This window comes from Cohnella soli (assembly GCF_042655525.1).
GTDB classification, from domain to species: Bacteria; Bacillota; Bacilli; order Paenibacillales; family Paenibacillaceae; genus Cohnella; species Cohnella soli.
Genome location: NZ_JBHSMI010000012.1, coordinates 132,140 through 157,972 on the forward strand (window position 1 = coordinate 132,140; position 25,833 = coordinate 157,972).

The 25,833-nt window shown below is 48.1% G+C and carries 29 protein-coding genes; 28 read left to right on the forward strand and 1 reads right to left on the reverse strand.

Translation table 11 applies throughout. From position 1 onward, the window contains the following. The first annotated feature begins 429 nt into the window (after positions 1-429). From ACFPOF_RS06805 to ACFPOF_RS06920, 24 genes are all read left to right on the forward strand, one after another. Positions 430-1,446, forward strand: a complete 1,017-nt coding sequence (locus tag ACFPOF_RS06805) for a replication-relaxation family protein (protein WP_378130899.1) — start codon at positions 430-432, stop codon at positions 1,444-1,446. Between the two features lie 272 nt (positions 1,447-1,718). Then, positions 1,719-2,126 carry a hypothetical protein gene (locus ACFPOF_RS06810; protein ID WP_378130901.1) on the forward strand — a complete coding sequence of 136 codons (408 nt, stop codon included), beginning with the start codon at positions 1,719-1,721 and terminating at the stop codon, positions 2,124-2,126. A gap of 15 nt (positions 2,127-2,141) precedes the next feature. After that, positions 2,142-3,230, forward strand: coding sequence for a conjugal transfer protein (locus ACFPOF_RS06815; protein WP_378130903.1), 1,089 nt, complete (start codon positions 2,142-2,144; stop codon positions 3,228-3,230). Positions 3,231-3,279: 49 nt separating this feature from the next. Then, the gene (locus ACFPOF_RS06820) at positions 3,280-3,582 is read left to right on the forward strand and encodes a hypothetical protein (RefSeq protein WP_378130905.1); all 303 of its coding nucleotides are present in this window, start codon (positions 3,280-3,282) and stop codon (positions 3,580-3,582) included. Between the two features lie 81 nt (positions 3,583-3,663). Next, positions 3,664-3,999, forward strand: a complete 336-nt coding sequence (locus ACFPOF_RS06825) for a TcpE family conjugal transfer membrane protein (protein WP_378130960.1) — start codon at positions 3,664-3,666, stop codon at positions 3,997-3,999. A 294-nt stretch (positions 4,000-4,293) separates the two neighbouring features. Beyond that, positions 4,294-6,681, forward strand: coding sequence for an ATP-binding protein (locus tag ACFPOF_RS06830; protein WP_378130907.1), 2,388 nt, complete (start codon positions 4,294-4,296; stop codon positions 6,679-6,681). Then, positions 6,647-9,652 (forward strand): CD3337/EF1877 family mobilome membrane protein, encoded by a 3,006-nt coding sequence (locus ACFPOF_RS06835; RefSeq protein ID WP_378130909.1) that lies wholly within the window; start codon positions 6,647-6,649, stop codon positions 9,650-9,652. The genes ACFPOF_RS06830 and ACFPOF_RS06835 overlap by 35 nt, the downstream gene beginning before the upstream one ends. 47 nt (positions 9,653-9,699) lie before the next feature. Beyond that, positions 9,700-11,619, forward strand: coding sequence for a glucosaminidase domain-containing protein (locus ACFPOF_RS06840; protein WP_378130911.1), 1,920 nt, complete (start codon positions 9,700-9,702; stop codon positions 11,617-11,619). A gap of 1 nt (position 11,620) precedes the next feature. Beyond that, positions 11,621-12,052: a hypothetical protein gene (locus ACFPOF_RS06845; RefSeq protein WP_378130913.1), complete on the forward strand. Its 432-nt coding sequence runs from the start codon at positions 11,621-11,623 to the stop codon at positions 12,050-12,052. Positions 12,053-12,079: 27 nt separating this feature from the next. Beyond that, positions 12,080-12,772, forward strand: a complete 693-nt coding sequence (locus ACFPOF_RS06850; RefSeq protein ID WP_378130915.1) for a YkgJ family cysteine cluster protein — start codon at positions 12,080-12,082, stop codon at positions 12,770-12,772. A gap of 289 nt (positions 12,773-13,061) precedes the next feature. Further along, complete coding sequence (locus ACFPOF_RS06855) at positions 13,062-13,454, forward strand: DUF4258 domain-containing protein (RefSeq protein WP_378130917.1); 393 nt, start codon at positions 13,062-13,064, stop codon at positions 13,452-13,454. A 79-nt stretch (positions 13,455-13,533) separates the two neighbouring features. Further along, positions 13,534-13,767 (forward strand): hypothetical protein, encoded by a 234-nt coding sequence (locus tag ACFPOF_RS06860; RefSeq protein ID WP_378130919.1) that lies wholly within the window; start codon positions 13,534-13,536, stop codon positions 13,765-13,767. A 100-nt stretch (positions 13,768-13,867) separates the two neighbouring features. Further along, on the forward strand, positions 13,868-14,113 hold the full coding sequence (locus ACFPOF_RS06865; RefSeq protein ID WP_378130921.1) for a hypothetical protein: 246 nt from the start codon (positions 13,868-13,870) through the stop codon (positions 14,111-14,113). A gap of 192 nt (positions 14,114-14,305) precedes the next feature. After that, a complete protein-coding gene (locus tag ACFPOF_RS06870) occupies positions 14,306-14,590 on the forward strand; it encodes a hypothetical protein (protein ID WP_378130923.1) in 285 nt (94 codons plus the stop codon). Then, positions 14,587-14,937: a hypothetical protein gene (locus ACFPOF_RS06875; protein WP_378130925.1), complete on the forward strand. Its 351-nt coding sequence runs from the start codon at positions 14,587-14,589 to the stop codon at positions 14,935-14,937. The genes ACFPOF_RS06870 and ACFPOF_RS06875 overlap by 4 nt, the downstream gene beginning before the upstream one ends. 3 nt (positions 14,938-14,940) lie before the next feature. Then, positions 14,941-15,498, forward strand: coding sequence for a hypothetical protein (locus ACFPOF_RS06880; protein ID WP_378130927.1), 558 nt, complete (start codon positions 14,941-14,943; stop codon positions 15,496-15,498). A gap of 507 nt (positions 15,499-16,005) precedes the next feature. After that, on the forward strand, positions 16,006-16,680 hold the full coding sequence (gene radC / locus ACFPOF_RS06885) for a RadC family protein (protein WP_378130928.1): 675 nt from the start codon (positions 16,006-16,008) through the stop codon (positions 16,678-16,680). 288 nt (positions 16,681-16,968) lie between these two features. Next, entirely contained in the window at positions 16,969-17,460 is a 492-nt protein-coding gene (locus tag ACFPOF_RS06890; RefSeq protein ID WP_378130930.1) for a hypothetical protein, read from the forward strand. Further along, positions 17,460-18,302 carry a hypothetical protein gene (locus ACFPOF_RS06895; RefSeq protein WP_378130932.1) on the forward strand — a complete coding sequence of 281 codons (843 nt, stop codon included), beginning with the start codon at positions 17,460-17,462 and terminating at the stop codon, positions 18,300-18,302. The genes ACFPOF_RS06890 and ACFPOF_RS06895 overlap by 1 nt, the downstream gene beginning before the upstream one ends. Continuing rightward, positions 18,229-18,609, forward strand: coding sequence for a DUF6573 family protein (locus ACFPOF_RS06900; RefSeq protein WP_378130934.1), 381 nt, complete (start codon positions 18,229-18,231; stop codon positions 18,607-18,609). The genes ACFPOF_RS06895 and ACFPOF_RS06900 overlap by 74 nt, the downstream gene beginning before the upstream one ends. A gap of 25 nt (positions 18,610-18,634) precedes the next feature. Further along, positions 18,635-19,351, forward strand: a complete 717-nt coding sequence (locus tag ACFPOF_RS06905) for a hypothetical protein (protein ID WP_378130936.1) — start codon at positions 18,635-18,637, stop codon at positions 19,349-19,351. A gap of 13 nt (positions 19,352-19,364) precedes the next feature. Then, positions 19,365-19,559 (forward strand): hypothetical protein, encoded by a 195-nt coding sequence (locus ACFPOF_RS06910; protein ID WP_378130938.1) that lies wholly within the window; start codon positions 19,365-19,367, stop codon positions 19,557-19,559. Between the two features lie 99 nt (positions 19,560-19,658). Then, positions 19,659-20,099: an LPD11 domain-containing protein gene (locus tag ACFPOF_RS06915; protein ID WP_378130940.1), complete on the forward strand. Its 441-nt coding sequence runs from the start codon at positions 19,659-19,661 to the stop codon at positions 20,097-20,099. A 293-nt stretch (positions 20,100-20,392) separates the two neighbouring features. Next, positions 20,393-21,526, forward strand: coding sequence for a hypothetical protein (locus ACFPOF_RS06920; protein ID WP_378130941.1), 1,134 nt, complete (start codon positions 20,393-20,395; stop codon positions 21,524-21,526). A 317-nt stretch (positions 21,527-21,843) separates the two neighbouring features. Here ACFPOF_RS06920 and ACFPOF_RS06925 read toward each other — a convergent pair whose 3' ends face one another. Further along, positions 21,844-22,752, reverse strand: coding sequence for a hypothetical protein (locus ACFPOF_RS06925; RefSeq protein WP_378130943.1), 909 nt, complete (start codon positions 22,750-22,752; stop codon positions 21,844-21,846). Positions 22,753-23,368: 616 nt separating this feature from the next. Between ACFPOF_RS06925 and ACFPOF_RS06930 the strand changes: the two genes are divergently transcribed. The 4 genes from ACFPOF_RS06930 (at position 23,369) to ACFPOF_RS06945 (ending at position 25,552) form a co-directional block, all read left to right on the forward strand. After that, positions 23,369-23,932, forward strand: coding sequence for a hypothetical protein (locus tag ACFPOF_RS06930; protein ID WP_378130945.1), 564 nt, complete (start codon positions 23,369-23,371; stop codon positions 23,930-23,932). Beyond that, positions 23,925-24,593 (forward strand): hypothetical protein, encoded by a 669-nt coding sequence (locus ACFPOF_RS06935; RefSeq protein WP_378130947.1) that lies wholly within the window; start codon positions 23,925-23,927, stop codon positions 24,591-24,593. The genes ACFPOF_RS06930 and ACFPOF_RS06935 overlap by 8 nt, the downstream gene beginning before the upstream one ends. A 137-nt stretch (positions 24,594-24,730) precedes the next feature. Beyond that, positions 24,731-24,991: a YgiT-type zinc finger protein gene (locus tag ACFPOF_RS06940; RefSeq protein ID WP_378130949.1), complete on the forward strand. Its 261-nt coding sequence runs from the start codon at positions 24,731-24,733 to the stop codon at positions 24,989-24,991. A 186-nt stretch (positions 24,992-25,177) separates the two neighbouring features. Next, positions 25,178-25,552 carry a hypothetical protein gene (locus ACFPOF_RS06945; RefSeq protein ID WP_378130951.1) on the forward strand — a complete coding sequence of 125 codons (375 nt, stop codon included), beginning with the start codon at positions 25,178-25,180 and terminating at the stop codon, positions 25,550-25,552. Positions 25,553-25,833 lie beyond the last annotated feature (281 nt).

Genomic DNA, 25,833 nt, shown 5'->3' on the forward strand with positions numbered 1-25,833 from the left:
CCCCCTCCAAACTACGGTCATAATTCCATTATTCCAAAATTACACTCTAGTCATTGCTGAATGGTTTGCTGCTGTATTATGATTACTTTGATGGCTGGAATGTTCTGGCACGCCTTATTGCGATCCAAATTCGTGGCAGGAAGGGAGGACACATTTTTTTTAGTCTCCTGGATTCTTTATTAGGCTCACAAACGTTTCGCCATGTGTATCATCATTGTTTTTGTATTTGTTTCTTTATTCGTTTCCGATATGCTTCCTCAAGGGTTTCTTTATTCAGCAAAACATTGTTAGTCGAAATTGACCGTATTTGTTGCGTATCCCGCGTCGGACAAGGAATTCTAAGTCGAGTGAAATCGCGACTAATGCCGAAATTCGGCCGCAACTGAAAGTTGGCAAGCCGTTTTTGCCGTTTGAAAGGAGTGAACGCCGATGAAGGGGGATTTGGAGCAGGGGAAAGGCTCTGATCCGGGTACAGGGGAAGGACGAAAGCGCAAGGTTCGGACTCCTGGGGAAGCGTCTTTTGGTGCTGTTGTTGATCGTTTGAGTTCGAGGGATTGGAGATTCCTGATAGATCTATACCTTTGCAGATGTATGCCAATCTCTGCTGCTATTGAGCATTACTTTTGGAAGGATCCTTCAGAAGTGTTTCCTGACTATGATGATTCTTCTGAATCTAAGAAGCGGGTATTGGATGAGAGCAATTTGAAGTCTGCCAAACTTCGGGCTCAACGAAGACTCTTTGATCTCTATGCAAAAGGTGTACTCGAAAAGTCAAATACAATTCCTGATGAATTGGACAAGGCTCCAAAACTTAGAGTGCAGGTGAAAGGGGAGACTTGGTACTATCTCACCTCAAGAGGTCTTAGACTCGTTGAGATGAAGATCGGGGTTTTGGAGGAATCCAAACTTTCGAAGCTGGAGCTCGACATGGAGAGGGCGAAGAAAGAACACTTCTGGGAGCTCGCCAAAGTCTACCTTGAGCTGAAATACAAACATTTGGAGCAGATCGGAGCCATGCAGTTTACCGATTGGGACTGGCACCCGGCACTTTCAATTCAGGGGAATAAGGATTTGAACATTGAGGTACGACCAGATGCGGTTTTCAGGCTAGACGAACAGGTGTTCTATGTTGAACTTGACCGATCCACGGAACCGGTCCAGAGGTCGCCTTTTATCAGCGCGAAGGATCAGCAAGTGTCGATTGAAAATAAGCTCCATAGGTACAAGGCCGTCATGCATCACAAGGATGCACCTGTCATCCAGAAGAATGGGATTATCGCATTCATCGTGCCGGAGGCCATTTACGAGGCACGACTGAATAATATCCGTGCGGCAGCCAAGAGTGTATTCAAAGGGTTTGAAACTCAGGTCTTTGTAGGACGATCTATTGGCGATGTGCTCACCCAAAGGTTCGCTGCGAGCGGGTGGGGGAGGAAGGATGGTTAAGGTTATGAAATACAAGGATATGACGCCTCAGCAGAAGCGGGACTATGGCTTCGTTAAACTTTCACCGAGTGAAATATCGATCTTAACTTGCCGGAGCGGGAAACCCCCGAACAATCGAATTGTTGTTTCGGAGAGAAAACGGCCGGAATTACGCCTCATCGTCAATAATTGATGGCACTAAATGCCAATTGTCGTATGTTAATTAGTATAGTGGTATGTTAATATATAGAACATCTAACATACCATTATCCCGCCTAGGAGGAGGTGAGGGATTGAGTAAAAACAAAAAGGTTATTCTGGCGAGTGTTGGTGTCATATTCGCGTTAATCGTTGCAGTTCTCTTAATACGTGAACCGGCACCCACAGTCACCAAAGAAGCCCCGAAGGTTGAGTCACCCGCTCCAACATCAAAGCCCGCTCCAGCAACTCAACAACCGAAGAGTGAGCAGGAGAAGGAACAGTTGGATGATTCTCATCAGAAGGTCGTAGATATCATCGACGACGCATCCAAGACCGTTGCTGATAAGGCTCCATCTGTTTGGGCGAAGATGAAGGACTATTGGAATTGGATGATGGAGTTCGATACGAAGCATGCAATCATTCTCTTTGTCGTTATTGCAATTGTTGTATCTGTGCTCATTAACGGAGCAGAATCGAGCAAGAAAAGAAAACAAAAATAGGCAGGTGATCTAGGTTTGGCGTTTTTCAAAAAACAGAATAAGGACGCCGAAGGGCCGCCGGTGGAGAAGGTCAAGTCCAAAAAGGACAAGTCTATCAAACCGAGGGCACCGAAGATGATGGCGGGGAGGAAAGTGGGACGCTTTTTCTTCTGGGTATTTATGAGTCTGTTGTTCCTCAAGGGTGCACTTGCATTCGCCCAAGGGAACAGGACGATTAACCAGACGATTGTGAAGGGGAACACTACCCCTATTGTCTCCGATTCAGTCAAAGGATTCGCGTTAGACTTCGCCACGGAGTACTTTACTTGGGACGCAAACTTTGTAGCGGACCGGACCACGCGACTCTCTAACTTTATTAAGGGCATTGATCCTGATATGGGGTTAAAGAATTTCGACGTTAAGGGTTCGAGTAAAGTCACCTCTGCAGAAGTTTATGGCACGAATCAAATCGATGCACAGCATATCGACGTAACCGTAGTCATTCGCCGAGATGTTCAGCAATTGCCCGATCAACTACTCGATGCGCAGGACAAGGCTACCACGCCCCCGTTGCTAAAGAAGAAGGCCTACATGATCGTATCGGTTACATTGGCGAAAGAGGGCCCGGTTATCCAGTCGTATCCACGGTTCGTTTCCGAGCAGCAAAGAGGGGACACTATCGACTCAGCTGACGAAAGCAAGCTCGTAGGCAATGCTGATCTTCAAAGTAAAGCGAAAGAACTTGCAGATAGCTATATCCGTTCCTGGTACGAAGGGAACGCTGGTCAGCTCCGTTATTTCTATGCGGATACCGAGCAGGCACCGAGAGCGATCCAGAAATCAGATTTCGTCTACCAAAAGCTTGAGCAAGCTGCCCTATACCAAATGCCATCTGGAGTAGGAGAGTCATCGAGTTATCGGATTGTTGCGACTGTCACGGTGAACAGTGATTTAGGAGAACCATTCACGAATACATGGAACCTTGACGTTGTTGAACAAGATGCTCGCTTCTACGTGACATCGAACGGTATCCAATCTGGCAACAACACCGCTCAATCGCCGTCATCGAGTCCCGCTCCATCGGCAACGTCCGATAACAACACGGCTCCAATCACAAATCAATAGTGGTATATCAATAATCTAATATGATTCAAAAATCGAGAGGAGATTCACAATGAAAAACCAAAAGCACCAAATGACGCTCCGAGTTGTTCTTCTTACCCTGACGATCTTTACGTTCCTTGCACCCGTTGTCTTCGCAGCCACGCCGGGCGAAAAGATCGGTAATTCTGTTAGCTCTAACGTTAACGGTCTGATTCCGGCAGTGCTCGGATGCATCGGTATATACTTTCTCGTTACACGTGACTGGATCAAGATGGCCAGCGCTTTCGCCATAACGATACTCGTCGCAATCTTTATGAACTGGACATGGGTATCCGGTATCGCAACCAAGCTGTATAATGCTTTCCTTGCGTAAGGTCGGCCTATGAGTGAGAAGAATGAATCCCCACGGGTAACGGTCTCAAACTACACACGGATTTGGAACCTTGACTTTGTTATGTATGCCTGGGAAGGGAAGAAACTCCCGCTTCCGGCTAACCTGAAGGTAATTGGCATCTTCTTTGTCTGCGAATTTATCTTCTGGATGCTCGGGAAGACGTTCTTGTTCTTCCTCCCACCCATTTACACCTACATTGCCTTGCCAATCGGAGCCACTTGGCTAATCGCCAAACAAAAGCTTGACGGCAAGGCGCCGCACCGATGGCTCCTTGGGATGATCTTCTACTGGATGCGTCCCAAGCGCACCCATCGTTACCGCAAATTCCAGCATATGAAGCATTACAAGTACGGCAGTAAGGTAGCCTACCGCATCGAGGAGAGGGCGCGTACATAGCGCGTCCCTCTTTTTACAAGGAGGTATTGAATTTTGGCACTCAACGTTAAGAGAAAAGTCAGCAAAGTGAACATTCAGTTTCCGGTCGCTTATTACGAGGGGAACTTGATCTTTAACCACGATAAATCTGTTTGGGCCATCTATGAAATCGATTCGTTCGTCTACGACCATCTGAGCGACCAACAAAAAATCGACAAGTTGATCACGCATACATCGTTTCTTGCGCTGCTCACCGACCAGTTTCACATATTGTGGCTTCCACGGACGCATGACATTTACGAGCACCACGAACGCTTGAAGGAGCGTCTCTCTGGCCCACTGAAGAACTGGGGCAAGAAATATACGAATACCTTGGGAGAACACTTGATAGAAAGGTACGGCGATGTTTCCGGATCTAACAATTCAGATTATCGTGCCTTCATCGCCGTTTACCTGCCGAAAAACGAAGCAAAAGACCTTGTTGAACAGATCGGAACGGCGACTATCGAACTGAAAAAGTTCTTTCTCCATCCCAAGCGGACGATCGAGAACTTCGCCGGCTTGAACGAACCGGAAGTTTTTGAACACGAATATCAGGCCTATAAAGTCAAGGAGCGGCAAATCTACGATCGCCTCACTCGTAAGGTCAGGGTGGAGCGGGCAACCCATGCGAAGATCGAATGGCTGCTCAAGCGGAATTTTTGGTGGGGTATCGCCGAGCCGACGCTGCGTTCGGTTGACATCGACGGTTGGAGTCCGAAGAAAACGAAAGGGAAGCGGGGCGGACTCAGTACGTTTCTCTACGATCCTCGTCAACTGCTCACGCTTACCGAAGGAGATATCGACACAAGCAACGCACGCCGTGTAACCATCACGCAGCCGCACGATGGAGAGGACAAGGTTGTCCATCACGCGTACCTCGCGCTCTCTGATCTCCCGGACAACATGGACATGCCTGGCAGTGAGTGGTTATACAGCGCATCGGCCTTGCCTTTCCCCGTTCAGATGAGCATTAAGGTTGAAGTGCTGGAAGCGCGGGATGCCATTAAGAAGCTCAGTCGTAAGAAGATGGACATTGACAATCAGGTCAAAAATATTCACGAAGCGGGCGCGCAAACCCCACTCGATCTCCAAGAGAAGCAAGAGAAGGCTTTGTATCTCGAGGATGAGTATAAGAAACGGAAAAATCCGACGTTCGTCACACACGTTTCCTTCGGCCTTTATCATACGGACCTGAACATGCTCAAAAGCAACGTGAGAATATTTCAAGACCATTTCCGTGACTTCGGCAATATTCAGATTGAAAATCCGTCAGGCGACCAATGGCTGCTCTTCAATGACTTCATTCCTGGTTCTCCGCGATATGTCTCCGACTACATTCAGCGGATCCCACCTGAAACGCTTGCATCCGGCATGATCGGGGCAACACAGGACCTGGGGGACGGAACAGGATTCTATATCGGCACCACTGGTTCTCTCCAAAATCCGGTCTATGTGGATTTACGGCACGCCAGTCAGATAAACCGTTCACCGTCATTTAGCATCACCGGTACGCTTGGCGGCGGTAAATCTGTTCTCATGAACCTGCTTGGGTATCAAAACGCGATTTCGAGCGGTAAGACGCTCATATTCGACCCGAAAGGTGAACGTTCTCATTGGCCAGACATGCTACCGGAGCTCGGCGGCCAAATCCAAGTTGCTACACTATCCTCAGCAGCGGAAGACGTAGGGAAACTCGATCCGTTCGTCATGCTTTCCAACATTGAAGAGGCGAAGGAAGCTGCGATGGACATTTTGTCCTACTTAGCCTCGGTAAAGACGGATACGATCGGCTACAGCTATATTTCACAATCGGTCATGCGCGTCGCATCAGAGCCCAACCCCTTCCTCACGAAATGTATTTTCGTCCTGCAGGAGATGGGGGAGAGCAGGCAAGACGCGGCGGTCATCGCTGAAGTTCTCAACAGTTTCCGCGAACTCTCTTTTGCCAAGCTTCTTTTCGGGAATGGTGAGCAAAAATCCATCAATATGGACTATGCACTCAACATTCTTCAGATCCAAAACCTGAAAATGCCGCCAGTCGACAAACTTCCGGCAGCCTATTCTCTTGCCGAGAAGATGTCGATCGCGGCGATGTACTCGATCGGACGCTTTATGGACTCCTTTATCTACTTCGACCGCGCGATCTTTACCCTGGCAGAAATGGACGAAGCATGGGCTATTCTCGGTACGCAGATCGGTAAGGACATGGCAAACCGCACGATCCGGACCGGTCGCTCGCTTAACGGCGGTCTTGGCGTTGCTACACAGAACGCGACCGACATGGCCGGCGAACTTGCAGGCAACATTGGGATGAAATTCGCCTTTCGTGACCAGGACACGGATAAGATCAAGAACACGCTCGCTTATTTCGGTCTCGAGAAAACGCAGGAGAACATCGACCTGATCAAAAACCTGCAAAATGGCCAATGTCTTATGCAGGATATTTACGGACGCATTGGCGTGCTCTCCGTTGACGTCGTGTTCCAACATCTCTTTGATTGCTTCGATACGCGGCCTCCGGAGGCCTCGGAGGAAGAGGAAGCCGTTCAAGAAGAGAATGAATTCTCGGTACTCGAGCGCTTCGCGGCATACCAAGCCGAAGTAGCCGCGGGAGGGGAGGACTTAGATGACAACAATCCGGATTCCGAGGATGAAGATTAAAAAGCCGTCGAAACGAACGCTTTTGATCTTTAGTTTTGTACTGACGGTTGTGATCGCCTTCATCATCTCGGCCTCATACGTCTACGCAGAGTCAGTTGACCAAATGATCCCAAGCGACAAAACGACGAATACGTTATATAACAAGTACGATGCATCACATTATTCCTTCCAGACCATTACACCCGATCGGCGTTTTTGGCAGATCGGCGCGAAGGCTAACGATAGCGCGGCTCGTATGTATGACCAAGCGCTATCAGGTGTTTTTCTCGGCGGGGTCTATATTACCCGCTTCTTCAACTTCCTTACAAGGGAAGCTTTCACCTTCTCGTTTATGAATGATCTGATAGACGCCGCAGCTGGTATGATACAAAGCCTTACTGGCATTACGAACGGGACACTCGGAAGCGGGCTATGGAGCAGCGTTTTCGGTATGTTTGCCTCGATTACGGTACTCTATATCCTCTGGCAAATTATTCGCTTTCGGTTTCTCGATTCGTTGCAAACCATAATCTCGTTCATCATTGCACTTGTTGTCGCCTTTGCCTTCTTCACTCAGGCGGGTACCTTCCTTAAATTTTTGAACAATACCGGATACGAACTTGGAGCGGCCATGTACGCAGGCTTAGCAAAGCCCGGAGGTCTTAGCACTTCAACCGAAACCGGTGTGACACAAATCAGCGATCAGGTGTGGATGGAGCTCGTTATTAAGCCATATGGCATGCTCCAGTTCAATGATGGAACGGCTTATGAAAAACACCCCTCTCAGGTTGATCAGGTTCTTAAGACTAAGCCTTTTTCTGATGCACGGGAAACTGCGCTTAAAAACATTCAGTCAACTTTCCCGGCTGTTGCCGATGTCAGACCACACGAACAGATGATCATCTTGCTTTTTGCAGCACTATTCGGCATTGTCATTATCGGCTTTTTAAGTTTCTGGGCCTGTGTCACCATCTACATGCGTTTAAAACTACTGATTCATGCGATCGTAATGTCAGTCACTTTGCTTGCCTCGCTAATCCCTGGAAGGGAAGCAAGCATTGCTGTGACGCGTGGACAATTTCTCAAGTTGATAGGACTCGTTATTTCCACCGTGTTTACGATGTTCTTTCTGGACTTGTCCTTGGTCGCAGGTCATGTGGTTTACAACGTCGTTGCTATTAAAGCAAAGGCAGGCTGGTTTACGGGAATGGCGCTTGAAGCCGTTATTATCTTCGTTATCTTCAAGTACAGAGAAGAGATCGGATCCGTGTTCTCTAAGGCTGCCGGGCATATTCCGATGCCGCAGAAAGCCAAATCTACGGTTATCGATGCAATTCAGCGGAACGTTACCCGCTCCTTGTACAACAAAGGTATGTCTACCATCAGCGACATGTTCAACAAGAAGGAGACAGAGGGCGTACCGGGCTCTTTCAATCCGAGCGCGCTCTCCAAGGCTGGCGAAAGTATGAACGATGCGACGACGGCCAGCATGCAACTGCGCTATCAGCGCGAGAAGGATGCGTCAGAGCAGCTTGCAGCAGAGACCGGCGGGCCTGTTCAGTACACGCCGTTTGTCGCTCAGGTCAACGAGAATATGCGTAACGGCACCAAAAATCCATTCCGCGGCATGGACAAGGAGTGGAAGGATGAAAAGAATCGCTTGTCCGCTATCCATAAAGATGGGGGAGACCTTCGCCAAGCAATTCTCTCGCATGGCGTTACGGACGATATGAACGATCAGCAAGTCGCCGCGACCATGTATGCCAACGAAAACTCCATTCGGAACGCGTCTATGTTCATGGTCAACCGTCCGAAAGCGGCTGTCCGCCAGCTTCAGCGCGCCGGCACGCTCAACAAGAATCGAATGCTTGAGACGAGCGTCAACGACTTCGTTATGGTCGAGCTCTTCCAACGTTATAAGGCGGAACATAAAGCAGCCATCGACAACGCTGCAGTTACAGGGGAGCCTGTTAATCATTCCGAATTCGTAAAAAGCATGGACAAGCGCTTCAAATCCGAGGGATTGCATAACACGAACCAAATCAATGATCGCATGACGACACGCGGCGGCAGAATCACGCATGCAGGTTCGTTTAGCTCTATGCCGGAATTCAAACAGAAGAAAGAGGAGCTGCTTCGAGCAAACGAAGCATTCCGTAAAGCGACCGGCACTATCGAGGGTGTACCAATTCCTGAAAAATCCGTTGGAAATCCTGTGCCAATGAACGCATTTGGGATGCTTAATAACGTTTCCGGGGTTAAGGTACTGCCGCCAAAAACACCTCCAGCCCCAACTGTTCAAGAACCGCTTACGGATTCTTTCGTTCCAAAGAACTTTGTTCCCATGTCGCATCAGGCTATCTTGAAGTCTGCGAAGTCTGCGACATTAGCAAGCGGTGGTGGAACACAGGTCATCTCTCAGGATATTGATTTACTAGTGAAACCAAAAATCAATTCTAGCGTCGATTTAAGCAATGTGAAGATTCCGGACGATATGACAAAGGCGATTAAGGCATCTAACGACAAAATCAAGTACAACAATGCTCGAGCAGACTTGGCAGAGAGAGTTGTCATCAAAACTTCATCCGATATTGACCTCCAACATACTAGCCGTATTAATATGACGGTTGACAACAAGATGGATGGAAATACAAAGGTCGATATGAGCCAAGTCAAGCTACCAAAGGATCTCAAGAAGAGTATGGAGGCAGCCAAAAAGAAGCTTCAAAAAGACGCAAAAATGAACATAGGTGACCGACTGGAAATGGATATTGAAAGAAATATAGAAGTATTCACGACACTCAAACAGCGGGTATCACAGCAAGTTTCGAATGATCTCTCGAATCTTGACCATGAGCTTAAGATCATGCAGAAAGCAAACGGTAATAGATTGGCAGAAGCGCCGACGAATGCTAGTACCAGTTCTCTCGTAAAGAAAAACGCACGGACTGCGCAAGAAACACGGAAGAAAAATCAGCGTCCGACCATCTGACAAGGGAGGGCTGAGTCATTCAACTTCCGAATTTCAATTTCAGTCAAATGAAAGACAACGCGATTAACCATCTGAAAGAGCAAGCGAAGAAGAAGCTGAAGCGGGAGATTCGCAAACAGGTTGCGAATCACTTTGCTGGCTTCTGGTGGGTTTATGCGATCCTTCTTGGGATTTTGCTAATCTTCTACTTCTTCGCGGTCATCATCTCTTCGAACACATCCTTGGTGTCAAGCACGGTTCTTTCTGAAAAGTTCTTGCCGCCGCAGATTTACAAGCACGATTTGGAGGATATCATCACCGACGGCTTCGGGGAACGCGTTGACCCGGTCAACGGAGGAGATGAATTCCATGCAGGTGTGGATATCGGTGTGCCGATCGGCACGCCGGTCACCGCGGCCCAAGACGGCACGGTGAAGACTGTCTACTTTCCGAAAACTTCCGACCCACCGAATGCGAAGAGTGCCGGCATCAACGTCGCAATTGAGAGCAAAGACGAGGATATCCCGGGCATCACGCGTTACTTGCATATGAGCAATGCGTTCGTCACGCCGGGGCAAACCGTCAAAAAGGGGCAAATTATCGGGCTCTCGGGGAATACAGGCAAATCGACAGGACCGCACCTTCATTTTGAGTTACATCCAAATGGCGGAGACCCGGTTGATCCGACGCCCTTTATCCTCTTCATGAGCAAGGTAACCGATGTCGCCAGCGAAGCTGCACTTGGCGCCTTTGGGGACGTCAATTTCTCCGAAATGAACGGCTACGACTACCGCACGAATCCGATGCTCTACATCAGCAACGTGTATATTGAAACCGCGCCGCCGAGATTCAGTGAATCCGGGATGATTTATACGCGCGACATGAACACCGGCAGCGTCATCGGTTCCGGTGGCGGAGCGGGAGGCGGTGGAGGCAACGGTCCAGCTATTGTCGTTCCTACCACAGTCGGCGTCTTGCATAACCCGTTTTTCATCAAATGGGCACCCTATGCAATGGAATCGGAGAAGAGAACAGGCGTTAAGGCAAGCGTAACCCTGGCGCAAATGGCGCTTGAGTCGGGCTGGGGCAAATCCGATATCTGTAATAACGTATTCGGGATTAAGGCGAACTCTGCTTGGAAAGGTCCTGTGTGTTACGCCGGGACAAGCGAACAAGACGAGAACGGGACAAGTCATATCAATGCCGGATTCCGCGCGTACTCAAGTTTCGCAGACTCCTTTGATGATCACGCCAAATTCTTGCTTGATAATCCGCGCTACGGCATCACGCTCTCCAAGAAGAACCCGTTTGAATGGGCAAACGAGCTGCAGCGTGCTACGTATGCAACCGACTGGCAGTACGCGAACAAGCTCAAAACGCTGATGATGAACGACAATTTGATGAGCTTGGACCGAGATCGCGGCATTGACCCGGAAACGGGTAAACCGTGGGAAGACGTACCTTATATCGCGACCGGATCTCAGTCTTGGCAAAATAACGCGAATCCATCAACGCCGACGTCTTCGGTCACTCCATCTCCAAAGGGGCCGACAGGGGAGAATACCACCGAATCGATCACGATCACGTTTGGTATCGAGCAGCTTTACGGGACGTATGGCAGGCAAGTCCATCGTAAGCAGGTAAAGAAGCAAAAGACCACGTCTACCGGGACGAGCGGATCCGGCACAGGAACGGGGTCGACGACAACCGGAAGCGGAGGGAAGTCTGGTACCGGAACGGGTAGTTCGGATAGCACCGACGAAACGGAAGAACAGGTGACGTATACGAATCTAATTGATCCGTACACTGGAAAACCCGTCATAAATTTGGAAGCTTACAAAAACGTGATACAATCTTATTCAGGGGAGCTTCAGGCGCCTAGTATCTACGTGAAAGACTTGCCAGACGCAATCGCTGTCACGCTCGAGTCCAGCTCCGGTGATGATCTTCGCGTATCCCATGTTGATTTTGTAAAGGGGCAATATTAATATGAACGCGCAAATGCTCGAAGACTTATTCGTCGAATCCTACATGATGGTGAATTTCGAAATCACGTTCAACGGCGTCCGCCAGTGGTTTGAAATGGCTGGCTATGATTTCGATGAAGCCACGCTGTTTAGGTGTCTGTTATTTCCAGAGCAAATCTCGTCCGATCGCCAAGCGGAATTGGCGCGCTTGGTCGTCTATCGCTACGAGGACGTCTTCTTCCAAGTCAGTAGAATGAACGATCAGGACTCCGTTCGAGTTTCGATTCAAGATGAGAGCGAGCCGGTTCATCAACTTTTGCTGCGTTTAATGAACGTCCGTTCGCTTCGCGGGGTAGAAGACACCATTATCGACCTTGGCGTGGCGCTTCAGAAGGACAAGTCGAGCGCAAGCCCCCTATATGGCCCGCTTCATCGGTTCTTTGAAATCAAATAGGATCCACTAAACATGCAGAGAGCGTAGGTGTCGATCATCAGCCAACCAACTCCGTCACAATTTCAAGCCATGATACTAGATTCAGGCGGTCGAGCCCATCAAATAAAGCAAGAGAGCAACGGGTCTCGCATTCCTGATCATCCGAATCCACTTGCTCTATCGAAATGGTATAAAGCTGAGATTGAGTGGGCGACTGAGCAGATTGATTCTGTCGAGGCCTCTCACAACATCAAGCATTCTTGCTCAAAAGGCTGTCACGCTTGTTGCTACCAACCGATCATGGTTTCTTGGAATGAAATGCGCTCGATGATTCCAGCGATCAAGAGTCTGTCCGGGGAAGCAAGAGATGAACTTAAAGGTAAAATTCAGCACGCAATCGACGAACTTGAGCGACAAGGCATGCGTCATTACAATGGCAACACGCCTGATACCGAGAGATCGCATTACTTCAATGCACATATCCCATGCCCGCTTTTATCTGACGATGGGAGTTGCTCGATGTATGATGCTCGTCCCACGACATGCGCCGTGTATCGCAATTACGGAGATCCATCCGATTGCCAAACGATGGCCGATCCACCGCTGTCCTTACAATTCGAGGATTGGGAAAGTATTGTATTTACGAGACTCTTGAAAGCAACAAAAACCAAAAAAGTATCCGATGGACTCCGATTATTGCCTGTTAGACTAAAGGAATTATTCGATGAACTGCACTACTAAATCATTCGACTGACCGGCATACGCTAAGGTGTGCCGGTTTTTCTTTGATTATGTAGCCCATTCGCATCATTGCCCAAGCGTCTGATATGGAGTATAATCGGGGTATTGCGAATACTTATTGATTGTCTCCGTGGATTTTTTTCTGCGAAGAAGGAGTCGTTGTCGTCTCGACAGCAATTGGATAATGCCTTGGGATTAGAAGTGCAAGCCTTTTTTGGCTGTGCCCTTTTTTTATTCCCAGGGCTTTTTTGCGTTTCTACAACATTCGCGAGAGGGGGGTAATTGGTACATGGACTATCGCAAGGACAATTGGCCTTACGAGCTGGAGTGTATTCGCAAAGGTATCACTGGTACTGATGGTTATCTGACAGACATCTCCAAACATTATACCGATGATCGTCAAGAACAGCGTGGCTTTGAACGAATGGACATTGCGTGCGCAATTCTTACCGGAACCATTGTTGAAGGGTATTCAAGTGAGGCTAATCGAATGCGTAGTTCGCGTTCTTCTGGCCTTGTCACACCTTCGCGTTGCATTCTGGGAAAGAGCTATGAGGGCAAATGGTTTATTGTTGTGGTGGGTCTGGTCAGTACACGGGTTTTCCACGTCATTACTTGCATGGAGCCTTCACATCGGCACTTGCATTTGATCGCAAATTTGGAAAACAATTTGGGAGAATAATTAATCGGTGGTACAATGAAGTCATGAGGAGCGTGATATCATGACGCATTGTGACCGTTGTAAAGGGGAGTATCAGCACATGCTGACGAATGAAAAGGTTTCCTATGACGGTGGCGTCTTGAATGTCATCGACGTACCCGCACGCCAATGCGAGTGCGATACGCTTATCGCCTTGGGTGATGGTGTCATCGTGGACGGCTACAAGAAGGAGCTCGAGAAGAGCGGGATCATTGGTGACATTACCGTATCTTTAACTAAGCTTAAAGAACGGTACGGACCGATGGACTTTCTCGCTCCGGCGCTTAAAGCGTAGGACGGTAATTCGTAATGGATTTTGGGAGAGAATACGCAGCGGCCACTCGGCAGCGGCAATATTCTCTCCTTTTATTTTGGAGACATTTGGAGGCGAGCGCATGTTGATTCAACTGAAACAGCCCTATACGGGCGGTACGGTTGTAGTTATGAACGTGCCCACGGCAGAAGGCTTGGAACAAGCGGTTTCCATCGAAACCTTTGAACTGATTACGCAATACGTGCACTTCTTGGACGACAATCAGATTCTTGGGGACGTCGAGGTAACATTTGCTGAAATCCAAACCAAATTCAGCTCTTCATTGGAGCGGGATTCTGCGGCATCTGGCGGTAGTTCATATTCATAAAAGAGAGGAATGGTTGAACATGCCTTCTAAGAAGGAGACAGTTTTACTGGCCGTTTTCTACGTTGTCGGAGCATTTGTCCTGCTCGATCGTTATCTGATTTTCGGCAACTGAAGCATTCTACCATTCCAGGGATGAACATTAGAAGATGCTACCGGCATCTTCTTTTTTTATTCCCAAAAGGAGACATTCGCATGATGAAAAAGGTTTCGATCCAGGTGAGCAAGAGCCCTGTGTGCTTTGGTCAAGCAGTCGTGGAGAAGGATGGGGTACATATCCCTATTTTTTTTGATGTGGTGAAGTCCTACCCGCTCCATGTGATTGTTAGCGGCCGCGGCAAAACCGTCAAGGACAAGGATGCGGACGCCTACGAGAGGGAACTACTCAAGCTCCTCATCAAACACGGCATCCCTAAGAAACTTGGAATTGTTCGGCAGGTCGTGACTCAAAAAAAACGAGGCCCAAAGGTGGCAATATGAAAATGAAACCCTCTAATCAAAAAGGTGTATGCTTGCTGCTTAATCTTGGTGGTTTCGAGACTCGGATGGACGAAAATCTCGAGATCGCACAGGGACTCGGGAAGGTTCTCTACTCCTTGACCGGCGATGGTTTAGTTAAGGTCGAAGCGGGCGCGCATATCGTTCCTGTAAACGTCCTGTCGTTAACACCGGCCGAGCTTTTCGTTTGGTCTTCACTGATCAACGAGCAGCTGCAGGCGGAAGGCTTTACACCGGACGATGCCGTCATCCTGGCAGCAGGGAAGAAGTATCGCGGTACGCTTCCACTTGGCACCGCCATTTCAAAAGGTCTGACATTGGGGGCCTGACCGATGCGGCTAAGATCGATCGCTTTCAAATGGTCGGTGGATCTGCCGCTTGATGGCATCCTTCCGGCGTTGGCGCAAGTCGGGCTTAACCCTAACAAGCAGTTCGTTTGGACCCGCTCCATCGGCGAGCATCAGCTGCAGGTGGAGTACCGTCCCCGCGTGAGCGAGAAAGAACGATCGTTCTTTTGGCTCCATTGGGAAAGCGCAGCAGGCGTGGTCGATCCCGGCGGTCTAGACCGGATTCTCGCGGAATGGTTCTTCACGATGAGTCAGTACGCGACGACAACGGTAAACTGGCTGCAGGTACCGGTCGATCAATTCGCCTTTCAGCCGCTTCACGGGTACAAGGAGTCCTCGCCAAAGATTTGGTCGAAGGAGGAGAAAGGGCATCACTTTTCTTTCTACCCGATGACGGACACCTATTTTTTCGTAGTCCGAAACCGGGACGCGAGGAAGGCGATCCAGCATCAGCGCTTTTCTTTCTGGATCGATGAGCTGAAGCATAATCTGCTTGGGCACTCGCGGCCGGACGATCAGATCACATTTGATTTGGTGGGATAAGGAAGATCATTTGAAAAGGAGAGATAAGAATGCCTGAACGCGTACAATGTGAAGAATGTGGAGGAGAACATTTTCAAATTTTCCAAGATCCCGTCGATGGATTCATTGTTGGCTTTAAGTGTGTCAATGACGAATGCCAGGCTTATATGAATTGTGAGTAGGGTGCATTTCATCATAGGATCGCTAAGGGATAGGAATTAACGATGCCGCGTTACGGCAGAGGTGGTAATGCGTAGAGCTTTATACAAAAACCAAAATGTGAGGAGGAAGCCCCTCTGCCATCTTCGGCGCGGGGGCGACCCCGCGGATTATGGTACGGGCGACATTCGTATGGCTAAACAGGACTATTTGAACAAAATCAATGTGATGAAGGCATCCTTCAACTATCAGCGCCGGAAGACGATCAAGCAAAACACGGTCGTCGGCAAGCTGTTGTCGAGGGGTTAAACGGAACGGGCGCTTATGCGCCCTTTTTTCATTCCATCATATTCAATGGGGGTAATTGGTATGTCCGTAAAGGACCTGAACAAATTCGCGGTCAAAGAGGTCATGGAGAACTTTTATATCACGGGTAAGGTGCAGTCTCTTTCTACGCGCGATCTCATTGTGACGTTGATGGCGCCGATTGCCAAGGAACGGTCTTTATCCCTTCTGGCAGACGAGTTGCTTCAAAATGGATTGCGCGTGTTATGTTCCTACACCGAATATGAGTTATCTATGCGGTTTGGACTAGATGAGCGACAAGCCTTTTATATGGCTACGCTGCTCGAACTCGGCCGCAGACAAAACCTCGTAAGGCGTGAAGAGAAGGTGACTGTTAGTAATGCGGAAAATGCCGCGGACTTACTTATGGACATGCGTTTTTTGGAAAAAGAACACTTCGTTTGTCTCTTTCTTAATATCAAAAACGAGGTGATCGGCCGCGAAACGATCTCCATTGGTTCCATCTGTGCAGCCGTCGTTCATCCAAGAGAAGTGTTACGATCGGCGATTCGGCATAATGCCGCCTCTTTTGTCGCTGCTCATAACCACCCTTCAGGCAATCCTACACCTTCTCCAGAGGACATTCAACTAACGAAACAGTTAGCTGAAGCTGGAACACTCGTAGGTATTGAGCTTCTCGATCATGTCATTATCGGCGACCAGCGGTTCGAGAGTCTCAAAAATCTTGGACATTTTTAGGACGCCGACCCGAATCTTGAATCGTGCAGATCGCGCTTGCTAGAATTGCAGGAAATGTGTGAGGCTAGGCTATCAGCTTGTGGCAGAGTCCTAGGTGGAAATTGGAAAATGAAGCAATGATGGCGCTTAGGAAGCGGAGCGGGGGAGAACGATCGGTGAGAAGCAATCCGATCTTGATTCCACTTGCCGTAGGCCGCTCTTTTCACGAAATCGTAGATCAATTTGATTGGGGGTAATCGGGGACCACGATTGTGAGTCCCCGTTTTCCGCCCAAAGGAGGATATTCGAATGCTTATTGATGTCATTAGTGGCCTTATTGTCATTATTTTCGCCATCATGACTGGGATTCCGACTGCCGCGCTCATCGTCAGTTTGAAAGCGCGGATTTTGGGTAGGTACCTGAATGGATACTTCAGCATCAGCAAGAAGAAAACCGGCGGCTACGAGCTCCATCATCATCCGACCTTCGGCTTCTATTATGCAAGCCGTCGGAAGTTCTATCGCATGCTAGATGACGCGATTCGGAAATTCCAAACGGGTTATCCGGATCAAATGCTTGTCGCTAGTACGCTGACGTTCTCTTCTCGAACGCGAGGAGGTTCTGTAATCGCAGAAACTGGATTTCCTGTAGCCTTCTCGCGGCTGATGGCTGATTTCCTCGTCCTCTGTAACTTCGCAAATTACCGGAGAGCAGACGATCGCTGGCGCTTTGCGCAGCTCATTCGAGACGTCCATCGGAATAAGCCGATGCGCTTCGTCTTGGTGAAGGGGATTCAATAATGAAGTCGATCCAGCTATCCTTATTCGATCTCGTCGGGATGATGGGGAAGGAATCGATCTCCGTTTACGATTTGTACGATGAGTTTCAATCGCTTTCGACCCATCAGCGCAGCTATGCCGGCTACGGGGGCGACGTGAGAGCTGAGCGTACCGTTCGGGATTTGATTTCCCAAGGGGATTATTCGTACAGGCAATGGAGCCAAAAGGAACTTTCCGATCAAACTTGCAGGGATACGCTGTATGAGCTTATCGTCCAGCTTTGGTGCGTGAAGGTGAACGGGAAGGTCAGTAGGGACATATACCAAAACCCGCGGTCCCCGAAAGTCTACACGCCCGCCATCGACGACAATCTTTTCTCGCGGATGCCTCCGGAGGTGCAATTCTTGCTTCCGAAGGAACCCGTGCTCCTGGTTTCTTACATGGAGCACGCGGGGAACGAGCAGCGCGGCTACCACGTTACGTACTACTGCGAAAGCAAGCGTGCGTGGTTTACAACGGGTCGGCTCTATGACTATGCGAAGAAGAAGTGGTGCGAGGGCCGGACAAACAAGCTGTGCGGCGAACAATTCCGAGCGGACTTGGAAAACCAATGGTGGACCCGCTCCGGCTTTGAGCGAGCAAAGGCCGATAATCGGCTCGATCCTCAAATTGCCGCTGTCTGGTCGAACTATGTGAAATTCTACGGCCGGGACGAAGCGTTATGCCGGCTTGGTCTTCCGCCCGTTTCTGCAGGCTATGATGAAAGACATTTCGAGGAGTGTGACAAGTATGCATATGGACAACGAAAATGTGATCAGTCGGTACACCCGCGGGCAGGCGCTCGAAGACGGACAGCTCGTTGATATTTCGAATTACTCGAGGCGAGTAGGCATCCTTTTTCCCGTCGCGGTGACGCATGCGGTCGACGCGGAAGTGCTCGGTACCGCGCTATCAGGGATGGATCTTTCATTCTCTCGTACGGTGCAACTTGGACGCTTCTTGGTCAAGCTACGCGAGGAAATGCGTAAGGGAAGCGGGGATCGTATCGACTTTGAACATGCCGTCGAAACCAAGGACGGTTCGACAAAGACCGCTGCGCTCTACGCGACCCTGCTGCCGGGCGACGATTTAGAGCCAGTCATCACCGTTTTATTGGTTAGTGAAGACTAATTTAATTTTCTTGGGGGTAATTCGGATGATTCAATCCTTTTTGTTAAAGGTTTCGCGATTTTGTTTGGGGAACGAGGAGGAGGGGATTGACCTTTTGGAGTCAGAGATCCCGGCCGTTTCTATCCGGCAGAAGATCAGGATGCTTGAAGAGAGATTTCTTACTGCGGTCCGGCCGTATGCCATTGAGCTGAATCGGTTGGCTCGTCAGTTCAAGCGACCAACTCCAGTTTCGTTCAAAGCCACACCTGTAAAATTGGATACTTTCGGTATGGGGGAATTGGAACAACAAGCTACGGATGTACCTGCGATATCGCTTTCGAAGAAGAAGCCCGCTTCCGCGATTTGGCTTATCATGCGGATCTCTCTGCTGATTAAACGCGTATCGCCGATTGTGGCGCTCAAGAGGCTGCGTCATGCTCCTTCGGGGCTTTTGGTTCTCGCGCACAACCTCTTCGGTATTGCCTGTTGGGTGAACTTTTACACGGTCACACGAAGCTTTGGTGGCGGGGAAGCGGGTGGATGGTACTATCTGCGATACACGTGCGAGAAATCGCGTCAGATAGGCTTCTGGGAGGCCGAGGCACTGCGTCTGCGCTTGCTTCAGCAATACTCGCCCAGTCACAAGTGGGGCGATTTGCAGACAGGCGGGCAAGACGTCGCCGTGTGCATCGAAAAGCGTAAAGCAGCTCGTCAGACGAAGGTTGCCCCAGCCTATAGTGCGATTCCGGCTGCGTTTGTATAAGGAGGGCCCCAGGATGGTCATTGGAACGTTTGAATGGTCAAAAGATGTAAGTGTCGCGCTATTGTTGGACTTTGACGTTCTTGTCCTTGTGCGGTGGAGCGATAAAGGCTACGCGCATTGGAAAGATGTCTCTGTCGATCCTGATGGAAGACGGTTTTTCAAATGGTGCGGCGTCAACGTTTTTATGGATCACATACGGGCGAGTTAATTTATTAGGGAATTCGGATTATTGAGTTGAACGGGAGTTCTAATTGACTGTATCCCGTTGGGGAGCCTTCCCTAAAACAAACGAATGGAGCTGGTAAGAATGGAAGCAGCGGCAAACGTAAGAACGATGGAATATATGGGGAAAGACGACTGGGACAATCCCGTCTATAAGTGCATCGAGACCGATACGCTGTGGAAGGACGTCGCGATGGGTAAAGGGAGCCCCCAACTGTATAGCTGCGGGAACGAGTTTGACGGTGACCCTTGTTCGCCTATCAGTAGTGACCTGATCGTGACCTTCAAGACGCAGTACGAAGAGAGTCCGTATCGGTTCAACTACATGTTACTGGACAGGCTGCAAAGCGACTGTAAGTACTATCTCGGGTATGGGAATCGAAGCGAATCCTGTCTGTGGGCAGGGAGCGTAAAGGAGCAAATTGAGAAGATGATGGAGCTTCACAATTCGTTCCCTGAAGGGCAAAAGCCGGAATGGTTGACGTACGAAGGCATCCTTGATTACGAAAAACAAATGAGTGAGTGAGTGAGTGAGTGAGTGAGTGAGTGAGTGAGTGAGTGAGTGAGTGAGTGAGTGAGTGAGTGAGTGAGCGCACGAAGGATGTTTTTCGTTTCTGGTAAATAGCAGGGACTGCAATTTAGAACGGAAGAAAAATTGACTATGATCCAAATCTGATCTTCGATTTAAATTTTGTTTTCGATGGAAATTCGGCGTTCAACACGATAATCCGAATTACCATTTATTAAAAAACCAAGGAGGGAAGCTCCGCTGCAATTTGGGCGGGGTTTCCCGTCCTTGTTGTATGAGCATCACGCGATATGCAGCACTTTCTCACGAAAGCCAGGGCGAAGGAGCGGGCCTTCCTGCGCAAGTACGGAAAGGCAGGGTATACCTTCCTTACCGTCAAAGAGCAGCGACCCAACGTCATCCAGAAGGTCACGAACGACTATATCTACGTCACGACGACAAAGAGCGAGAAGCCAAACCGCATTCCGCGCGCGAGCTTGCGGCGCGCACTGGCCATCCTCTTTTATCGTCGGGTTACGACGCTCAAGGCGCTCATCCGGATCAACTCGTTCTCGAGCGCGATCGCCGGCCTTATCAAAACGATTATGAGCGACATCTGCAAAGTGACGGAAACAAAGAACCGAGCGGTTCGCCTTACCCTACGCGGTCTGCGCTATGTATTCAGCGGCGTCAGCAAGCGAAAGGACGATGTGCGAATCGTTAAGCAAAACGGCGGTTTATTCGTGCTTCTCTCGTACTACTATATTCGCTCCGACGCTTCGGCCAGTTGGAAGGATAACCTGCGGGAGCTTGGGTTTGATTATAAATGCTGCATCATCGACCCCGGCGAAAAAAGCTACTATGAGGCTGTCCAAAAAGGAAAATCGCCAAAACCTGTTGACCTGCAGGCGTACGCGGATTTCGTCAAAGCGCATTCGGACGTGATCTTTCAGTACCTAACAGCGGACGTGCTTGGCGATCCCGAACTGACGAGGCGCAATACGGAATTTCTCGAACGTGAAGTCGGCCGCCGGCCGATTCCAATCTATCACGTACAGAATTCGCTGGATGTGCTCGAGCAGCTTATTGCGGAGGACCATGACGTTATCGCCATTGGCGGTTCAGTCTTTGTCAGCCGGACGGAGCGGGCGCGCATCTTCGCGGAAATCTTCAGGCGGTACGGAGACCAAGCGAATTTTCACGCCCTTGGACTCGGCACAACCGACCTGCTACTTCGTTACCCCTGGTTTTCAGCCGACGCCAGCTCATGGCTTAACGGACGTATTTTCCGGAAACTTATTTCCCTTTCGGGAGATTTGCCGGCGCCACGGTGGATGACCAGTGAAGAAGCGCTCGGATTCAATGTTCGATCACTCGCAAAGCTCGAGGAACGATATGGGGAGATGCAACTGCCTGTTAGTATCTTGGAATCGGCTTTCGCGTGAGAAATAAGCAACCCTCTTGCCCAACAATACCCTGTTAAGGGATAAGAACAAGCCTGCTCATTAGAGCAGGCTTGTTCTTATTTATTTCGACTTTTCAAAGAAACATCCCCAAACAATTAGCATAAGAGAGAAAATTGATAGAATTAAAATAATAATAAAAATCCCATATCCGCTACTATCAATTAAATAGCTACCGTAGTCTCCAAATAGAGTTCTACGAACTCTCCCAGCAGCATGCATAGCGTTAACTGCATTTTGGTGGATCTCAGTGAATAAGTAAGCGCAAATTGCAAGAATACCTAACCCAGATATTACCTTTACCATGGTGCTCCACTAGGAGGAGATGGTCTTGGTGAAGTAAACGGAGAAGGGTTTTCCGCCGACCAATATTGGTTACCTTTTGAGGTCAAAGTAACATTGGTTCCTGATTTAAAGTCGGATGTGTAAGTCCAGGAGCTGGTGTAAAGATTATAGTAATGATATATCATGTAGCCTTCCCATGTTTTCCCATTAGACTTTATCCATGGACGATACGCCCAAATATTATGACCTGGTATAGTAGTTCCGACAGTAAATACTGCCTTTTGATTCTCGGTATATTCAGCGGAAAATCCCAAAGTTGCCTTAATATCCGCGGAACCTGAAAATCCAATAGTTCTAGATACCTCAGTTGATAATTCAGTCGAAACCGTGATTGCAAGATTTGACAGCCAGTTATCTTCAATAATCCAAGGTTGCCAATGTACATAATTGGTTGAAGAAGTTGTATATGGATGTCCAGATTGCCATTCACTTGTGACATAGCAGCAGATTGGAACTTCCATTGGTTGAATCCCGATATTTGCTGCATTTTCTTGTTTTGCTTTTTCATTTTGTAGTTGTTTTAAATATGATTGGGTAACAGCATCGATATTTTTGATACTTTCCTTAAAGGATTCTGGATGTTTGTTGAAGTGCTTTAACAATCCTTTTTTAAGTTTAGCTTCATCAATATTTTTTATTTTTCCATTAGCATCGGTCAGGCCGGGATAAAGTGGATCGTATTCACTATCAGGAAGTTTTTCTTGTTGAATGCTTGGGGGGGCGAATGTTTGATAATCAGTGATCTCTACCAGCGGTTCTTCGAGCGAAGCATCAATACTTTTGTTTTGTGCTTGTGCACTTAATGCAAAAACAAAAATGGATAAGACCGCAAAGCTCGATACAACGAAACGTTTTACTCTCACAAAACCACTCCTCATTTTCTGATTTGTCAATACCCAATTCAAAAAAATGAATAACATATTGACAACTAAATTTTAGCATATTTTTCTAATTTCTGGCATGGTAAAATTGTACTAGTTTGAGTTCCTAATCATGTCGATTCTTGGCAGGTGCTATTCCCAATTGCTATAGTGCTCTTCGACATCAACTCGCTATTCATGGCCATGGGTATTATTAAATGGTTTAGGGTGGGGAGCGTTGTCGTTATAGCCGCGCTCGTCCTCGGTAGCCTTTTCGTTTTCGAGAAATCGAAAGAAGCAAACCGTAATCTCCTGAAGGAAAAAGTGGACATAGTTCGCCGGTTCGCCGCGGACTGCCCGCCGGATAACGCAGTTTCGAATCTGGGAATTCTTTGATATAGCCGATTCAATTCTAAGCGAAATAAGCTCGTATCGATTCATCGAACTGTCTTGCCGATAAGGTATGACGGTTCTTTCCTATGTAACCATCGACTTCATTTTTATCTCTTGCTTTTCTCAGATGGGCTTGTTAAAATGACAGTGTCCCAAAATGATCAACAAATATATATCTTTAGATATAACTATGCTCCCATCTCATAAAAAAAGGAGTATCGCTGGCATGTCATACGATGACCAAGACGATGTCCTCAGGTGGGCTGAATTGGATGAAGTTATGGAGATCGTCTTATCCTTGAAGCCGAAAATGCATGCGCTAAATCGATGGTTCTATACAAAGCGAAGTCCTGCCGATGCTGATGAGCTGCTAATCGATACTTGGTTGCTCGTGCATAACGCTCGGAGTGATGGCGGCCCCGTATCGGAGGGAAAATTCGCTTGGGAGCCCATCAATCAAATAGCAATGCAGGCGTTCAAGATGAGGGAAACGCTACAAGATAAGCATTCAAGTACCACCCGCCTGGAGCAACAGTTCATGGAACTGCGGCAATATGCGCTTAAACTAGAGAAAGCCGTTGTTCGGCAGCATTACCTTTTAGACACCGGACGGATTGCTACCGATATCGGTACAATATCGTGGGCATCAAAGATTCTGAAAAAGAGCGAAATTACCGTCCGGCGGTACATAAACGTGAAAAAAATCTGGGCCTTCCAGGTCACGAAGTTCTGGTGGATTCCGATTGAAGAGCTGAAGTTACTTTTGGGAGGGGGAGACGGCGATGAATAGTGCAACTGATGGCGAAAAGAATGCAGAGAAACTGCCTGCTGGACAAGCAGTTGTAGGTGAAGACGGGTCTGCCGCGGAGCAGATGGATGAAGAACTGGGAATCAGGACAAAAGAGGGCGCGATCGCCTTTGTTTTGAAGGTCAATTGTAAATTAGAGCTACTAGATGAACATATTCTCGAGATTACGGCCAACGCTGGCAAACTGCCTAAAGACGAGATTGTCCTCGAGCATGGTTTGGAGATTCGGAATTCCCTGACGACGGCACAGAAAGCAAACATCTTAGCGGCGGTACGTGACGTCACGAAGAATGATGTTGCACACTGCTTGGCGAACGATATTGTTCAGATCCACGGTCACGTGCGAAGGGATTATATTCAAAGAAATCCACGCATTCTTACAAAGCGAGGATTTAGCACGGATGAGTCCAAGCTTCTTAGAGAAATGATTCATATCCTATGTAATCTGAATTCCGTCGAGAAAGCGACCGTGAAATTCCATCCGAGCGGTGACAGCAAGGAAACGCTATCGTACACAGTAGCTGGTGAACTCAATGGCAAGCTTGGCCGACTCGCCTTTAATTTCGATAAAGTGTTCGACGAGGATGGAAACGAAATTGAAGGCATGCTGGTCGTGACAATTCTTGACCCGAAACCGTTATAATCGGTTTTTCGGGTTCTTTTTTTGTCTATACTAGCATTGTATCTATAGAAAGTGACGTTCCCCTTGAATTTGTTAGTATTACTAGGTAAAATAAAGATGTACCTAGAGGGAGGGGGACTGAAATGGGAGCTCTTGTTATGAACAAAGAGAGACATGCCGCTGTGCCCTCGGTGGGGACTTGTTCTAATTGCGAACATCCTTTAGTTCATCGCGTTACAACTTTGGACAGGCCATATAAAAATGTAATGTTACGTTTGCATGGCTTTAAAGTTCGAGTGTGCTTAACCTGCGGCGAGGAATCGTATAGCGCCGCAAGCTTGATTCGATTTGGAGAAGCTGCCATTGAGCACTATTTGAAAACGGGTGAACTTGACTACACCTGCCGATACAAGAACTGACCAAAACCCCTACTCCTTAACGGAAAGGGGTTTTTGTTTTTTGGTGGTATTCGAATTTTTTTGAGGAAATATAAAACAATTCCCCTTCTTATCTTTGTCGTACATGCGACATTATGATAAAATAATTGTATGAAGGTATACATACAAGAGCCAAAAAACTCTTTTCAAAAAAAGGAGAAATTACTTGTGAAATTTACATTTGAAGATTTAAAAGAACTCATGACTTACTCAGAAATCTCTGCAATAAAAATTACCGAACGTGAGCCCGTCTACGTTAATGTTCTTAACAACGATCGGAGTGAAGAGAACACGAAGCCATTGACGAACTTTCCAGAATTATCAAGAGATGAAGTCACTGCACTTATCGAAGGACTTAAGATCGAACTTGGGATCCCTGGTGATCAACGGATAATTGATGCAGAAAATAAAGACGGATTGAGAATTACTGTTTTATGGAATGAATCATCAGATATTCCAATGATTCTAATTACAAGGTTTGTTACTCTTACAAAAAAAACCGCAGATTTCTTTCCTAATCAAAGACTGGTTTTGGGAAACTGACTCCGCTGGACTGTGTAACTACGGTCAAAGGATATGCCCTTCGAAAAGGCATAAACATTCGCACAGTTCAGCGTATGTGTGAGTCAGGGAGACTCAGGGCAAAAAATGAACATGGTGTGTGGCTCATTGAAATAGAAGATCCTTCGTGATCATCTTTTCTTTTTCCAGGCACTGCACCAAAAATCCAAATACCTGTTTTTATATATATCCCAATTGGTCTTACATGCTGCGCTGCCGAGGATTCAAAGATGGCCTTCGATCTGTTATAATTTAGGCATTAC

Coding starts and splice junctions, on each gene's coding strand:
- ACFPOF_RS06845 (WP_378130913.1), top strand. CDS start 11,621: ATGAACGCGCAAATGCTCGAAGACTTATTCGTCGAATCCTACATGATG.
- radC (WP_378130928.1), top strand. CDS start 16,006: ATGTCCGTAAAGGACCTGAACAAATTCGCGGTCAAAGAGGTCATGGAG.
- ACFPOF_RS06910 (WP_378130938.1), top strand. CDS start 19,365: ATGGTCATTGGAACGTTTGAATGGTCAAAAGATGTAAGTGTCGCGCTA.
- ACFPOF_RS06855 (WP_378130917.1), top strand. CDS start 13,062: ATGGACTATCGCAAGGACAATTGGCCTTACGAGCTGGAGTGTATTCGC.
- ACFPOF_RS06805 (WP_378130899.1), top strand. CDS start 430: ATGAAGGGGGATTTGGAGCAGGGGAAAGGCTCTGATCCGGGTACAGGG.
- ACFPOF_RS06880 (WP_378130927.1), top strand. CDS start 14,941: ATGCGGCTAAGATCGATCGCTTTCAAATGGTCGGTGGATCTGCCGCTT.
- ACFPOF_RS06890 (WP_378130930.1), top strand. CDS start 16,969: ATGCTTATTGATGTCATTAGTGGCCTTATTGTCATTATTTTCGCCATC.
- ACFPOF_RS06870 (WP_378130923.1), top strand. CDS start 14,306: ATGATGAAAAAGGTTTCGATCCAGGTGAGCAAGAGCCCTGTGTGCTTT.
- ACFPOF_RS06915 (WP_378130940.1), top strand. CDS start 19,659: ATGGAAGCAGCGGCAAACGTAAGAACGATGGAATATATGGGGAAAGAC.
- ACFPOF_RS06895 (WP_378130932.1), top strand. CDS start 17,460: ATGAAGTCGATCCAGCTATCCTTATTCGATCTCGTCGGGATGATGGGG.
- ACFPOF_RS06825 (WP_378130960.1), top strand. CDS start 3,664: ATGTATGCCTGGGAAGGGAAGAAACTCCCGCTTCCGGCTAACCTGAAG.
- ACFPOF_RS06820 (WP_378130905.1), top strand. CDS start 3,280: ATGAAAAACCAAAAGCACCAAATGACGCTCCGAGTTGTTCTTCTTACC.
- ACFPOF_RS06875 (WP_378130925.1), top strand. CDS start 14,587: ATGAAAATGAAACCCTCTAATCAAAAAGGTGTATGCTTGCTGCTTAAT.
- ACFPOF_RS06860 (WP_378130919.1), top strand. CDS start 13,534: ATGCTGACGAATGAAAAGGTTTCCTATGACGGTGGCGTCTTGAATGTC.
- ACFPOF_RS06840 (WP_378130911.1), top strand. CDS start 9,700: ATGAAAGACAACGCGATTAACCATCTGAAAGAGCAAGCGAAGAAGAAG.
- ACFPOF_RS06940 (WP_378130949.1), top strand. CDS start 24,731: ATGAACAAAGAGAGACATGCCGCTGTGCCCTCGGTGGGGACTTGTTCT.
- ACFPOF_RS06865 (WP_378130921.1), top strand. CDS start 13,868: ATGTTGATTCAACTGAAACAGCCCTATACGGGCGGTACGGTTGTAGTT.
- ACFPOF_RS06935 (WP_378130947.1), top strand. CDS start 23,925: ATGAATAGTGCAACTGATGGCGAAAAGAATGCAGAGAAACTGCCTGCT.
- ACFPOF_RS06835 (WP_378130909.1), top strand. CDS start 6,647: ATGACAACAATCCGGATTCCGAGGATGAAGATTAAAAAGCCGTCGAAA.
- ACFPOF_RS06930 (WP_378130945.1), top strand. CDS start 23,369: ATGTCATACGATGACCAAGACGATGTCCTCAGGTGGGCTGAATTGGAT.
- ACFPOF_RS06920 (WP_378130941.1), top strand. CDS start 20,393: ATGCAGCACTTTCTCACGAAAGCCAGGGCGAAGGAGCGGGCCTTCCTG.
- ACFPOF_RS06905 (WP_378130936.1), top strand. CDS start 18,635: ATGATTCAATCCTTTTTGTTAAAGGTTTCGCGATTTTGTTTGGGGAAC.
- ACFPOF_RS06900 (WP_378130934.1), top strand. CDS start 18,229: ATGCATATGGACAACGAAAATGTGATCAGTCGGTACACCCGCGGGCAG.